This is a genomic window from Acinetobacter sp. CAU_H_78, assembly GCF_058599365.1.
Genome location: NZ_CM178652.1, coordinates 150,157 through 164,479 on the forward strand (window position 1 = coordinate 150,157; position 14,323 = coordinate 164,479).

At 43.4% G+C, this 14,323-nt stretch carries 14 protein-coding genes; 10 read left to right on the top strand and 4 right to left on the bottom strand.

What is annotated here, in order from left to right:
• Nucleotides 1–20 precede the first annotated feature (20 nt).
• Nucleotides 21–731 carry a phosphate regulon transcriptional regulator PhoB gene (gene phoB / locus AC4MCD_RS00690; protein WP_166138973.1) on the bottom strand — a complete coding sequence of 237 codons (711 nt, stop codon included), beginning with the start codon at nt 729–731 and terminating at the stop codon, nt 21–23.
• 221 nt (nt 732–952) lie between these two features.
• Nucleotides 953–1,645, bottom strand: a complete 693-nt coding sequence (locus AC4MCD_RS00695) for a TetR/AcrR family transcriptional regulator (protein ID WP_419375116.1) — start codon at nt 1,643–1,645, stop codon at nt 953–955.
• A gap of 219 nt (nt 1,646–1,864) precedes the next feature.
• Between AC4MCD_RS00695 and AC4MCD_RS00700 the strand changes: the two genes are divergently transcribed.
• The 10 genes from AC4MCD_RS00700 (at nt 1,865) to AC4MCD_RS00745 (ending at nt 11,215) form a co-directional block, all read left to right on the top strand.
• Nucleotides 1,865–2,713, top strand: a complete 849-nt coding sequence (locus tag AC4MCD_RS00700) for an SDR family NAD(P)-dependent oxidoreductase (protein ID WP_180052699.1) — start codon at nt 1,865–1,867, stop codon at nt 2,711–2,713.
• A gap of 185 nt (nt 2,714–2,898) precedes the next feature.
• Nucleotides 2,899–3,840: a TauD/TfdA dioxygenase family protein gene (locus AC4MCD_RS00705; protein WP_491876393.1), complete on the top strand. Its 942-nt coding sequence runs from the start codon at nt 2,899–2,901 to the stop codon at nt 3,838–3,840.
• 118 nt (nt 3,841–3,958) lie between these two features.
• Nucleotides 3,959–4,663: a Crp/Fnr family transcriptional regulator gene (locus AC4MCD_RS00710; RefSeq protein WP_491876394.1), complete on the top strand. Its 705-nt coding sequence runs from the start codon at nt 3,959–3,961 to the stop codon at nt 4,661–4,663.
• Between the two features lie 110 nt (nt 4,664–4,773).
• Nucleotides 4,774–4,989 (top strand): TOBE domain-containing protein, encoded by a 216-nt coding sequence (locus AC4MCD_RS00715; protein ID WP_179992729.1) that lies wholly within the window; start codon nt 4,774–4,776, stop codon nt 4,987–4,989.
• A 13-nt stretch (nt 4,990–5,002) separates the two neighbouring features.
• On the top strand, nt 5,003–6,484 hold the full coding sequence (locus tag AC4MCD_RS00720) for a hypothetical protein (protein ID WP_491876395.1): 1,482 nt from the start codon (nt 5,003–5,005) through the stop codon (nt 6,482–6,484).
• A gap of 24 nt (nt 6,485–6,508) precedes the next feature.
• Entirely contained in the window at nt 6,509–7,576 is a 1,068-nt protein-coding gene (locus AC4MCD_RS00725; protein ID WP_491876396.1) for an ABC transporter substrate-binding protein, read from the top strand.
• A gap of 32 nt (nt 7,577–7,608) precedes the next feature.
• On the top strand, nt 7,609–8,463 hold the full coding sequence (locus tag AC4MCD_RS00730) for an ABC transporter permease (RefSeq protein WP_491876825.1): 855 nt from the start codon (nt 7,609–7,611) through the stop codon (nt 8,461–8,463).
• Between the two features lie 10 nt (nt 8,464–8,473).
• Nucleotides 8,474–9,235, top strand: a complete 762-nt coding sequence (locus tag AC4MCD_RS00735; protein WP_491876397.1) for an ABC transporter permease — start codon at nt 8,474–8,476, stop codon at nt 9,233–9,235.
• Nucleotides 9,236–9,253: 18 nt separating this feature from the next.
• Entirely contained in the window at nt 9,254–10,066 is an 813-nt protein-coding gene (locus tag AC4MCD_RS00740) for an ABC transporter ATP-binding protein (RefSeq protein ID WP_491876398.1), read from the top strand.
• A 336-nt stretch (nt 10,067–10,402) separates the two neighbouring features.
• Entirely contained in the window at nt 10,403–11,215 is an 813-nt protein-coding gene (locus AC4MCD_RS00745; RefSeq protein WP_491876399.1) for an ABC transporter ATP-binding protein, read from the top strand.
• A gap of 149 nt (nt 11,216–11,364) precedes the next feature.
• Here AC4MCD_RS00745 and AC4MCD_RS00750 read toward each other — a convergent pair whose 3' ends face one another.
• Together AC4MCD_RS00750 and AC4MCD_RS00755 are read right to left on the bottom strand one after the other, a co-directional pair.
• Complete coding sequence (locus AC4MCD_RS00750) at nt 11,365–12,732, bottom strand: LLM class flavin-dependent oxidoreductase (RefSeq protein WP_491876400.1); 1,368 nt, start codon at nt 12,730–12,732, stop codon at nt 11,365–11,367.
• A 162-nt stretch (nt 12,733–12,894) separates the two neighbouring features.
• Complete coding sequence (locus AC4MCD_RS00755; RefSeq protein ID WP_491876401.1) at nt 12,895–14,259, bottom strand: MATE family efflux transporter; 1,365 nt, start codon at nt 14,257–14,259, stop codon at nt 12,895–12,897.
• Nucleotides 14,260–14,323 lie beyond the last annotated feature (64 nt).

Below are 14,323 nucleotides of genomic sequence, written 5' to 3' on the forward strand. Positions count from 1 at the left end.
CAAGATTTACCTAAAAACAATTAACCCAGTGCAACATCGGTACGGGTCGAGAAACGGTAACCGGTGCCACGTACAGTTTGTACATAGCGGTCAGCGCCATAAGGTTCAAGCACCTTGCGCAGACGACGGATATGCACATCAATGGTCCGGTCTTCAATATAGACGTTGCCGCCCCAGACCTGATCCAGCAATTGCGCACGGGTATAAGCACGTTCCGGATGGGTCATGAAAAATGCCAAGAGACGATACTCAGTCGGTCCCATGTCCAGAATAGTACTGCCAAAATTCACGCGCTGACTGACCGGATCTAATACCAATCCATTAGCATCAATAGATTTTTCACCGCTGAGGGCGTTGGAGCGACGTAGTACGGCTTTAATGCGTGAAACCAGCTCACGGGTCGAAAAAGGCTTAGTCATATAGTCATCGGCACCGGCATCCAGTCCTTGAACTTTATGATCTTCTTCACCACGCGCGGTCAGCATGATGACCGGAATTTCGGACAGGTTTTCATCACGTTTTAGACGACGACAGAGATCGACACCACTCACGCCGCCAGGCATCATCCAGTCCAGCAAAATCAATGCTGGACGCTGGTCCACAATCATTTGATGAGCCTGCTTGGCATCTTCTGCCTGTAAACATTGAAAGCCCGCCATATCCAGAGCAGTATGGATCATTTCACGAATCGGCAGTTCATCATCAACAATAAGAATGTAGTCATCTTTCACAGCGCAATACCCTATTTCATGCAAACGGTGGACCGTTTTATATTTATGACAGGCTTATTACAAAGATTAATTATGACAGTATCATTGCAGAATAGGTAGTTCCGTGGCCTTTCGCAAAGATTTGTCACAATTTAAGCTGTTATTTTATAAGAGGGTCTTAATTCAAAATTCTATAAATCACTGAAAGCTAGATCTACATAGACCTTATCCTGATTTAAAAATTATCTAACCGGATCCGCCGGTTTTTCTGTACCCAAAGTATCTAGTAAAGCAAAGAATACCAAGCTACAGGAAGACAGAATTTCTTCCAAAGACTGCTTAAAGCCGCTCATGACCCAACGAATGGCAATCTGGGTAACATAACCATTGAGTCCGGTCGAGACCAGGGAAATCTCTCTTTCAGAACGATTCAGGTTCGGCATCATTAGCATGACAAAGGCCTGAATCATACGGTCGAAACGGCCCATGGTTTCATGAATCGTGGCCTGATTATGCAGTTCCTGAACCAGCATCGCATCGATATAAATAATTCGTGCCATACCCGGATTGTCACGTAAGGTCGCTAGCAAGGCAGTCAGACCGGCTTCGATCATTTTCTTTGGATCAGAAGAAGCCTGCATCATCGCCTGCATGACATTTTGCTGTAACTGGTCAATCAGCTTGAGGAAAATAGTCTGGAACAGATGTTCGCTTTTCTTAAAGGATTCATAAAAATAACGTTCAGTCAGTTTGGCTTCGTTACAGATATCCTTTACTGTGACTGAAAAGAAACCATGACGACCATAAGCCTCGATCCCGGCCTCAATCAGCTTTTCACGACGTGCCTGCTGACGCTCAGCCATAGAAAGTCCTTTAAACTGGCGTTCTTTACTTTTACTTGCTAGTTTTTGTCCTGAATTTACTGCATCCGTCATAAAGACCATAGACTCATGTGCTTGAGATTTTAAGTATCTTATCAATAAATCCGGCTTTGACCTATGCTGAAATTCAAACCTGAAAATTGGCCCGTAGAGACATGCTGGAATTATTGACAATATGGATTGTCAAAACTATATTGAAACGGTGTGCTGTATCCCTATGCGACAGAAAAACAGGCTGTCATGGAAGGGCAGTGTTTTAATCAAGGAAATTCAATGAAAAATTTTAATAATAAAGTCGCGGCCATCACAGGTGCAGGTTCAGGTATCGGCCAGCAACTTGCGGTGCTTTTAGCAAAGCAGGGCTGTCATTTAGCTTTAAGCGATGTGAATGAACAGGGTCTGGCTAAAACCGTTGAGCTGCTGAAAGGTACTGATGTTCGTGTCACAACCAAAAAGGTCAATGTGGCTAATCTGGAAGAAATGCACGCTTGGGCCGCTGAGGTCGAGAAAGATCATGGCAGCGTGAATATGATCTTTAATAATGCTGGCGTGGCACTCGGTTCTACCGTAGAAGGCGCCAGCTATGAAGAGCTGGAATGGATCGTAGGCATTAACTTCTGGGGCGTGGTCTATGGTACCAAAGAATTCCTGCCTTTAATCAAGAAAACCGGTGATGGTCATGTCATCAATATTTCCAGCCTGTTCGGTTTAACTGCCCAGCCAACTCAGTCTGCTTATAATGCCACTAAATTCGCTGTGCGTGGTTTTACCGAATCCTTGCGTCAGGAACTGGATATGGAAAACTGCGGCGTAAGCGCACTCTGTGTACACCCAGGCGGAATCCGCACCAATATCGCCATTGCAGCGAAAATGAATGACAGTATCCGTAGTCTGGGAATGCATCCGGAAAAATCTGCACAGAATTTTAATAAGCTGCTGCGTTGCCCACCAGAAGAAGCAGCCCGTCAAATACTGGATGCGGTACAAAAAGACAAACGCCGTCTGCTAATTGGAAATGATGCCAAAGCGATTGATTTAATTCAGCGCCTCATGCCAACTGGCTATCAGAAAGTCACGGCTTTAGCTACCCGCCTCGGCAAGCAGAAGAAAAAGTCAGCTTAAAACACTCTGATCAAAGCCCGCGTAAGCGGGTTTTTTTATGCCCGAAAACTTAAGCAGCTAAAGTATTTTATAAATCAAAAATGGTGCATAAGAATGTCAATAAATTGACAGCGTTAGATAAGCCGATTCGGCATGATGATTTCACAGACCGAAGGTCGACATAATTATAGATAGAGGAAATGATCATGGCTTATGAATACAAACACATCCAGGTTCAACCAATTGGTGGCCGTATTGGCGCTGAAATCCAGGGCGTAAAATTGTCAGCAGATTTGGCTGATGAAGTGGTGAATGAAATCAATCAGGCATTATTGCAGCATAAAGCGATCTTCTTTAAAGATCAGCAACATCTGGATGATGTCGCCCAAGAAGCCTTTGCAGCACGTTTAGGCACACCGTTGAATCACCCGACTGTACCGGTAAAAGATGGCTCTGCACATATTCTAGAAATTGATTCACGCGGTGCACGTGCAGACAGCTGGCATACGGACATCAGTTTTATTGATGCCTATCCAAAAGCTTCTATCCTGCGTAGTGTGGTTGCGCCTGCAGTAGGCGGAAATACCGTATGGGCAAATACAACCGCTGCCTACAATGATTTACCTGAAGAACTGAAAACACTGGCGGATAGCTTACGTGCAATTCACAGCAACAACTTTGACTATGCTGCAAAAGTCAGTGTGCCAAAAGAAGCTTTGGAAAAATATAAAAATTATTTCAATTCAACTGAATACGAAACTGAACATCCATTAGTACGCGTTCATCCTGAAACAGGTGAAAAAACCTTGTTATTGGGCCATTTCTTTAAGAGCTTTGTCGGTTATAGCTCAAGTGAATCACGCCGTTTATTCGACTTGTTCCAACGTTATGTGGAGAAGCTGGAAAATATTGTCAGCTGGCGCTGGAGTGCAGGTGATGTGGCAATCTGGGATAACCGTGCGACACAACACCGTGCGATTAATGATTATGGTGACCAGCACCGTGTAGTACGCCGTGTGACTTTAGAGGGTGATGTGCCAGTCGGTGTGGATGGCCGTCCAAGCCGTGAACTGCGTAAAGATGTCAAGCAGGATATCAGCAATTTCCGCTATAACAGTGAAGACGGTATTTATGAAAAAGTTTCATAAGTAATTCTTATTGAATTGGAAACTTTGCATATAAATAGCTAAATAATCAAGAATAAATGATTCGCCAGTCATTAATGATCCATCTAATATTTAAATAAAATATAGGGTGGATCATTTTATGCAAATTCATACTGCAAAAAATAATGTAAATTACGACATATTAAAAAATATATTTAAAAATATCTCTGAGGATAAACTGGATTATATTTTAAAATGTTCAACGATTCGAAAATATCAAAAAGGCGATTTAATTTTAAATAAAGAAAACTGCCATACTGCTTTATATATATTACTTGATGGGATTATACAGATTGGATATTTAAGCCCGTCGGGTCGTTTTCATGCCTTTAATTATTTCTCGGAAAAGCATCTGATTAACCTGCTTCCGTGCCTCAATACACAAGTGATTGATTATGATTATTATGCTTTTAATCAGGTTAAAGTCCTGCAAATTCCACAGCATATATTTATAGAAGAAATAAATGATAACAATCACTTAAAGCAGGATGCTTTAAATATTCTCAGCCATCGGATGCAATATCTGATCCAGCAGGTTAAATTCCTGCAAGTCGCTAATTTACATCAAAAAGTGTGTAAGGTTTTGCATGACCTTTCGATTCAGTACGGTCGATCTCATCCTCTGGGAACTGAAATTAAGCTCAAAATTTCCCAGCATGATTTAGCAGATTTACTCTCTGCTTCACGCCAAACTATTAATAAAGAAATAAAGAATCTGGCCAGTCAAAATATTCTGGATTGGCAATATGAAAATATCGTGATTAAAAACAAAGAATATTTAAATTATCAGATTAACTGGATTTAAAATAATATTTTTAGATTTTATAAAATAATATATAAAAATCTATTTATATTATTTTTCTGCATATTAAAAATCATGCATATTAATTCCAACCAAAACAACAGGGATTAATAATGACAATTCAATCTATTAATGTGCGTAACCAGTTAAAAGGTACTATTCAGGAAATTGTAAAAGGTGATGTGGTTTCTGAAGTCGATGTGGTGACTGCTTCAGGTATTTTCACTTCAGTAATTACGACACGTTCTGTAGAAGAGCTGGATTTGCAGGTAGGAAGTCAGGTGATTGTGCTGATCAAATCGACTGACGTTTCACTGGCAAAACTGTAGGTGTGTCGATTGTATGAAGCAATATTTTAAACAAGGGGCAACGGTACTGACTCTGCTGAGCGCGAGTATTGGCTTAACGCATGCAGATGCGGAGGTAGGTCAGTTACAACAACAGGTCAGTCAACTCGAGCAGTCATTAAAACAATTAAAAACCCAGTTGGCGCAGATTCAGAATCAGAACGAAGCCGTTACAGAAGCCACTACTGCTGATGAGATTGAGCTGGCTACAGAAGCTGACACTGACGATGACCAAAGCTTTGTGACACGTGCCGAGTTGCAAGGTCTGCAAAGCGATCTGGAAAACTATAAATATCAGGTACAACGTGACCGCGATACCAAAACGGCATTATCAACACGTCAGTTATTGATTAACGGGGTGGTACAAGCCAAAGCCTCTTATATCGATGAAGCACAGCGCACTCCACCTACGGGTACCAATACCGGGATGGCAGTTCAAGACCGCCACTCTTCGTTTGATTTAGGTGCAGTCCAAATTGGTTTTATTGGCAACCTGTATAAAGACTATGAAGAAGGCAAAAACCTGGACTTCAACCTGCGTTTTGGTACTTCTCCACAGACAGGAACCAATAACAGTTATCTGAATTTATTGGATGCGCAACTGACTTATCACGTATTGCCAACCTTAAGTGCCGACACAGGGCGCTTGAGCGTCACATTAGGTCAGCAACTATTGCCATTTGGCCAAGAAGTTCAGGCCACTGAAGATTTGAAGCCCACTATTAATAATGCCTTGTTCAGTTTGCCGGGCCTCGGTTATGGACTGGCACTGCGTGAAGTCGGTCTGATTGTGCGTGGGGATGCCTTACCAACCGTGGACTATGGATATAACTATCGCTCGCCAATGATCAGCTATGCCTTTGGTCTGGTGAATGGTAATGGTGCCAATAAATCGGATGACAATGATGACAAAAACTTTATTGGACGTCTGTGTTATACCTTGCCTGCAGAATATAACTCATGGCTGCGTGAACTGAGTTTTGGTCTGTCCTGGTATCAAGGTAAGAGCAATCTATTTGAAATTGATGGCACCAGTGCGGCCTTTGCTGGTAAAGGCGATGTGCTGCGTAAAGGCTTCGATATTTACTATAACCACCATCCATTCGGTGTGACCTATGAATATGTGCAAGGTGAAGATGATACCTACATTTCACAAACTGCACAGACCTATAAGCGTGAAAGTGAGTCGCATACAGGCACCTTGTTCTGGAACTTCGGTGAGCAGTTTGTCAAAGGCTTCCGTAATCAGGGCCGTTATGACGACTGGTGGCCAAAGTCTTACCAGGCCTTCTATCGCTACGACACCATTGATCGTGACAAAAATTTAGCCGATCAAACGGTTGATATTCACAGTCTGGGCCTGAATGCATTTTTTGCGGAAACCACCAAGTTTCAGATCAACCTGAACCATGTCAACAACGACATTATAAACAAGAGCTATAACGAACTGGTCGCACAATTCCAGTACGGATTCTAATTTTATATTTTGAGGAATTTTCACATGTTTAAATGGTCAAAAGTATTATTTGCTGGCCTTCTCTCCACAGCAACACTGGTGCCTGCTGTCCAGTCCTTTGCCGCAGAAGCCAAACCGACCGTGATTCGTCTGGCATCTCCATTAGTCGGCAGCGGTAGCCGTCCTGTAGGCTACGGCAACTTTTATTCCACCACACAAACCTTAGGTTTGCTGGAAAAAGAATTCCAGAAAGACGGGATTAAAGTGCAGTGGAACAACTTTAAAGGTGCAGGTCCTGCGATCAATGAATCTTATGCCAATGGTTTGGTAGATATTACCTGGCTAGGAGACTTACCGGCTTTGATTGGTAAGGCCAGTCGTCTGGATACCAAGCTGATTTTAGCGGGCGGTACACATGACAATACCTATCTGGTGGTGGCACCGGGATCATCCGCAAAAAGCTGGGCAGATTTAAAAGGCAAACGTATTGGTTTCTTCCGCGGAACTAGCGTGCATCTTGCCTTAAACCAGATTATTAAAAAACATGGTCTTACTGAAAAAGACTTCCGCTTTGTCAATGTAGATGGTCCAGTTGGCTATTCAGCACTGGCGAGTGGTGATCTGGATGCTTTATTTACCAACCAGTCGATTTTCCCTGTGACTGATCGCGGTGTTGCTAAGCTGATTTATAGTTCTAAAAAGGAACCGGCACAGTATCAGAGTTCGGGTTATATTTTGGTCAATTCTAAATTTGAACAGAAGTATCCTGAAGTCGTACAGCGCGTTGTGAATGTGCTGGTCAAACAGGCAGCTTGGGATTCGAACCCAGCCAATAAAACTGAATTGTTCAAAATATGGTCGAAATCAGGCCTTTCCTATAACACTTTTGTGCGTGCCAATGATGGTGTGGATCTAAAACGTCATAGTGCTCCGATTCTGGATGCTTTCAACGTTGCTGTAATTAAGAAAAAACTAAAAGCGGGTCAAGACTTGAAACTGATTCGCGGCAATATTGATGTCGACTCCTGGATTGAGCCGAAGTATGTCAATAATGCTGTAAAAACGCTGAATTTACAGAACTATTGGAAACCTCTGAATGCCAATGGGCAATAACCATCATGCCCTTGAGTTGAGGAGGTTGAGTGATGTTACAGGAAATCGAGCTTGAAACAGCCAAGACACCGACACAGGACAATGCTGCATCCAGATTGAACCGAAAAAGTATTCTGAATTTTTTAAAACAGAATCAGGTGTTCATATGGGGAATCGGAGCAATTTTCCCCATCGCGTTGCTCTATCTGTGGCATGTGTCGGTAGAACGGAACTGGGTGAATCCTTTATTGCTGCCTGCACCTGAACTGGTCTGGGTGGCCCTGAAAGATCTGTATCAAACTGGCGAACTGTGGAGCAATTTGAGTGTCAGTCTGAGCCGAATTGGCTATGGGTTCAGTGCCGGCATTGTACTGGCACTGGTCTTAGGTCTGACCATGGGACTATCGCGTCGAGCAGAAGCCTATATCTGGCCCACATTCAAAGCCATTAATCTGGTACCTGTGATTGGCTGGATTCCACTGTTAATTTTACTGGTCGGGATTGATGAAGCCCTCAAGATTATTCTGATTGCTAAAGCCGCGCTGGTACCGATGACCATCAATGTATTTAAAGGCGTGCGCAATATTCCACAGCAATTGACCGAAGTCGCGGAAGTTTATCAGTTGAGCACCTGGTCCAGATTTAAAAATGTGGTTCTGCCGGGTGCTTTTATCAGTTTTATCGGTGGTCTGCGTTTATCTCTGGCAAGTTCATGGGGCGCTCTGGTTGCAGTAGAACTGCTAGCTTCGAGTGAAGGGATCGGCTATGTGATGGTCTATGGCCGTCAGATTTTCCAGCTCGATGTGGTGATGGCAACTGTAGTGGTGATTGGACTGGTGGGGTTTGGCTTTGACGTCATTATCCGCCTCATACAAAAACAGTTCCGTGGTTGGGATCAGGCTAGATAGAGAAAACATCATGAAAAAAATAGATTATCGCGGCTGGGTCATTCCTCTGGTTCTGTTGGTTGCCTGGTGGATCGCGACTGCAAAACAATGGGTTGATCCTGCTTTGCTGGCACCGCCAGCTGCTGTATGGCAGGCCTTTGTAGAAAGCTGGCAGGCAGGCGAGGTGACAGAAAATATTATCGCCAGTCTACTTCGCAACACGGCAGGGTTTATTGCCGGTGGAGTGATTGGTGCAGTGCTGGGTTTGACCCTGGGTCTAAACGTCTGGCTGGATCGAATCTTTTCTCCAACATTGAACGCTATTAAACACGTGGCAGTATTTGCGTGGATTCCATTGATGATCATGTGGTTTGGACACGGTGAAGTTTCAAAAGTGATTTTTATTGCCTTGGTGGTGTTCTATCCGGTGTTCTTTAATACCTATGACGGGGTGAAGAATGTGCCGGTCAAAATTAAGGAAGTGGCGCAGATCTTCCAGCTCAGTCCGGTACGTACTTTTTTTAAAGTGATTTTACCCGCAGCAGCTCCAAGTATTTTTGCCGGTTTGAATATTGCGCTGGTGTTTTCATGGGTGGCGACTGTTGGCGCGGAGTATTTCTTTGTGTCTTCGGTTGGCGTGGTCAATCCAATCATGGATGGACAGAACCTGTTCCAGATGGAAGTGGTGCTATATGGCATGGCCATTATTGCGATTGTCGGGCTGTTATTTTCCAAGGCAGCACAATTCTTTGAAAACTATAACTTACGCTGGTGTCAGGCGGCCAATAAATAAAAGATGTGAGATAACAACATGAATCAACAGGCGAATATTAAGGGTCATGTCCAGATCCAGAAACTCGACAAGTACTTCCCTAAAGACGGGGAGGAGTTACAAGTATTAGATCAGATTAATCTGAATATCCAGCCAGGCGAGTTCATTAGTATTGTCGGTAATAGTGGCTGTGGCAAATCAACCTTATTGCGGCTTTTGGTGGGCCTTGATGCCGAGTTTCAAGGCAGCATTTTGATTGATGGTAAACCGATTCAGGGCACCAGTCTGGATCGCGGGATTGTGTTTCAGGATCACCGTTTGTTCCCTTGGCTGAGTGTCGAGCAAAATGTAGCTTTAGCGCTGGAAAAATCAGGTCTGAGCAAAGCCGAAAAGCAGGAACTGATTGATTATCATCTGGAACTGGTACAATTGAGCCACTTTAAAACCGCCTATCCAAGCCAGTTGTCCGGCGGGATGAGCCAGCGTGTGGCAATTGCGCGTAGTCTGGTGAATCGTCCACAAATTTTATTGCTGGATGAACCTTTCGGTGCCTTGGATGCCTTGACCCGTGCCAACTTGCAACAGGAATTACAGCGGATCTGGCAGTCGGAAAAGATCACCTCTATTCTGGTCACTCATGATGTAGAGGAAGCGGTATTGTTAGGTGATCGCGTGGTGGTAATGCAGCCGCATCCGGGACGAATCAAGCGTATTGTGAAAGTGGATCTGGAACGTCCGCGTAAGCGTGAAGACTACCGTCTGGCGGCCATTAAAAATGACATTTTGCTTGATTTCCAGGATCAGGTCGAGCTTGTACAGCATGAATTAGAACAATATAAATTGGCCTGGTAAGCTGAGCCAATTGAATACCCGCATTCGCGGGTTTTTTTATTGCCCTAAGCATTGTTGCGATTTGGTTATGCGGAATATTTTAAATAACGTTTTCTAGAAGAATTAAATTTTAAGATATTGAAATTTATTAACTTATATTTAACTATTAAAATCTATACATGCTTTTGATAACCAAATAAAAAATCAAGATAACTCCTTACCCCAAACTCTTTTATAGTGAAAAGAGTCCTATTTTGGCAGATCTAAAAGAGACAGAAATTTATCCAAGTTCGTAAATAGGATAGATCCAATCTAGAACAATGATTAAATGTGTATTACAGCAAAAGGTAAGGAAAAATGACGGAGCACTCTCAATGTAGAATCACGATTCAAAATTTGCATAAAAGTTATAGCACAGCACCAGATCAGCAGACTCAGATCCTCGAAGATATTAATCTGGATATTTATGCAGGCGATTTTGTCAGTGTGGTAGGGCATTCTGGCTGCGGAAAATCCACCTTGCTACGTTTACTGATGGGCTTAGAGCAGCATCAACAGGGTCAGATTCTGATTCAGGGAAAACAGCCAGCTGAACATCTTCCAAATCTCAGTATTGTCTATCAGGACCATCGTCTATTTAACTGGCTCAGTGTGACGGAAAATATCCGCATGGCCTTACATCAAATCCCTTTAAGCAGAGAAGAGGAAAACCGAAGAATTCAGGAACAGCTGGAATTGCTGCAACTGACGCCGTTTAAGGATGCTTATCCATCACACTTGTCTGCTGGCATGAATCTGAAAGTGGCAATTGCCAAAAGCCTGGTTACTCAACCGGATACTTTATTATTAGATGATCCTTTTGCTGGGCTGGACGCGCTAATGCGTCATCATCTGCATGAAGAATTACAACGAATCTGGAAAACTAAAAATATTACCGTGATTTTAGCGACCAAAGATATTGCTGAGGCCTTATTACTGAGCAATTCAGTAGCCGTGATGCAGGCTAATCCTGGACGAATCGAACAGGTTTTAAAAGTGCCCTTATCTTATCCACGCAAGCGCCAGAATACGCGTCTACAGCAGTTGAAAAAAGAAATTCTAAAAGTATTAAATTTTTCAACTATAAAGGATCAGCCGCTACTCACAAGCTTTGGTCAGTTTTGCTGGTAGACTAGGAGCTTCATTCATTTCAAGTTATACAGAAATCAACAGCGACACAACTTCGCCCATATTTGTCATTTCCATTAGCACCAATTACCCCAGTGCTTAACTTAAAGAAATAAAAAATGCCCTATCGGGCATTTTTTATAATGGCTGTTTTAAGAGGCAACCGCAGTATTTTGTTGCGCAATCACATACTGATTTTCTGGACGTTTCAATCCTAAGTTTTCACGTAGAGTTGTGCCTTCATATTCGGTCCGGAACAGGCCACGGCGTTGTAGCTCGGGTACGATGAAATCGACAAAATCATTCAGACCGGCAGGTGTCGTTGGTGGCAAGACATTAAAACCATCAGCCGCTTCATTTTCGAACCATTCCTGTAGCTGGTCGACTACCTGTGCAGGTGTCCCGATCAGCGTCCAGTGACCGCGAGCAGAGGCAATATATTCATATAGCTGGCGAATACTAAAGCGATGCTTCGCTGCAATTTCGAACATCATTTGCTGACGGCTAGACTTGATCTCAATATCTTTGAGAGGAAATAGGGCGTCCAAATCATAGTTTGAAAGATCAATATCACCTGCCAGACCAGACAGTAAGCCTAAACCGACATCTGGATGAATCAGACGATTCAGCAATTCATATTTTTCTTTGGCTTCCTGTTCGGTTTTAGCCACAAAGACAGAAACCCCCGGCATTACTTTTAGATCATCCGGATGACGGCCATATTTAGCCAGACGACCTTTGACATCACGGTAGAAGGCTTGGGCATCAGATAGACTTTGCTGGGCGGTAAAAATCACTTCGGCATATTTGGCGGCCAGCTCACGTCCATCTTCAGACTGGCCTGCCTGAACAATCACTGGATAGCCTTGTGGTGGACGAGGGACATTCAGTGCACCCTGGACATTAAAATATTTGCCGCTATGCAGAGGTTCATGCTGTTTAGATGCATCAAAGAAATGACCGCTTTCTTTGTCATAGAGGAATGCATCATCTTCCCAGGAATCCCAGAGCTTCTGTACAACTTCAATAAATTCATCCGCGCGCTCATAACGGACTTTGGCATCCGGATGTGCACTGAAACCAAAGTTCCGCGCGGTTTCAGCAGATATAGTGGTGACGACATTCCAAGCGGCACGACCCTTACTGATATGGTCTAAAGAGGCATATTTTCGTGCCAACAGATACGGTTCTTCATAGGTGGTCGAAGCAGTGGCAATAAAACCAATATTTTGGGTGACGGCTGAAATCGCTGCGAATAAGGTAACTGGTTCAAAGCCCACGACTTTATCGCTATAACCGACATTCTTATTATGTTTGGAAGCGCCATGACTCCAGTTGACTGCCAGACCATCTGCAAGGAAATAGGCATCAAACAGGCCGCGTTCAGCAGTTTTCGCTAATTCAATCGCATAATCAATGCTTAAATGATCCTGAGGACGAGATTCAGGATGGCGCCAACCTGCTGCATGTTGCGAAGTCGTCGGAATAAAAGCACCCAGTTTAATTTGTCGTTTAGCCATGAGAAGACCTTATGTTTTTATGCAATACACTGCTTATAGCAAGGATCTTCATAGCTGAAAAATATAATAAAAATGAATCCATATAAAAAATATGGATTAAGCAGGAAATACGCTCTTTAGAGGTGGTTTACTAAGGTTTATCCAGTAGTTCAGGCCGGAAGATTAAACCAGTGCCTCGATGGTCTTTTTCTTCCAGATGAACTGGTAATACAGCCCTTGCATGATGCACAGACAGACAAAAGCGAGAGCATAACCATACCAAATGCCCTGTAACCCCCACCATTGACTAAACATATAAGCTGCCGGAACTTCGATCCCTATGATGGCAATAATATTGATGACCATCGGTACCGTTACTGTGCCACTGGCGCGCATAATTGAAGCAAAAATTGCGCTAGCACCAAAGAACAAAATCGACCATAGGACAATGAAGAGAAGTTGCTGACCCAATACCACGACCTGTGGGTCAGTGATAAATAGTGCCATGAGATATTTAGAAAACAGATAAGCCAGAATTACCAGACTACCTGTGAACAAGATATTCATACTTAAGGCAGTTCGGGTCACTTTATTGAGCAAATCATTTTTACCAGCACCAATGGCCTGTGCCCCAAAGACAGAAGCTGCAATGGCAATAGAAAGAGCAGGGAACTGAATATAATTCAGTACCTGATTCACGGCACCATAGGCCGCTGTTGCTTCGGCACCATAACGGTTGACCAGGCCCACAATGACCAGACCAGCGACTGAAGTCGTCACCATTTGAACCCCGGTTGGAATACCTAAGCGCAGGATAATTTTGCTGAGCTGGGGCTGATGACGGATATCTTTGATCAACGCCCAGTCTGGTCTTAGAGGATGACGCTTATAATTTAAATAGAGAATGAGAAATAACAGAACAGCCAAGTTGCCCAGAATGGATGCAATTGCTGGAGAGATGATCCCCATCTTAGGAAAACCGAAATAACCGGCGATCAAGACTGGTGTTACTACCAAGCCTACACCAATCGTTAAGGCAGAGGCAAACAGTGGCGTAGTGCTATCTCCGACACCACGTAAAATTGAAGTATAAATAATATAAATAAAAATCAGTGGGCTACCAGCCAACATCCATTGCACATAAGGCAAAGAAAGGTGCATCACATCCGGATCTGTACCTAATAATTGCAGGATATTTTCAGCAAAAAATACACCCAATAGGGCAATCAGGCTGCCACCAATCAGCGTCATAAACAGGGTAGAGCCAACTACACAGCGCACTTTTTCCAGGTTTCTGGCACCCCAAGCCTGTCCTACCAGAACCGTAGAACCTGCAGAGAGACCAATCACAAAAGCCATCAGACAGAACAGAATCGGGAAAAATACTGCAACTGCAGCAATCGCTTGCACGCCGAGCATTTGCCCCACAAAAACAGTATTAATCGTACCGGACAGGCTTTGCAGGATGTTGGTAACGACCAGCGGTAACAGGAAAATAAAAAATGTTTTCCATAAATTCTGCTGGTGAACCAATGCTTGCTGTGCCATATGACATCCTGTTCTTGATTTTTCATATATTTATCAGGACTAAATTATCCTTGATCCGCATCAA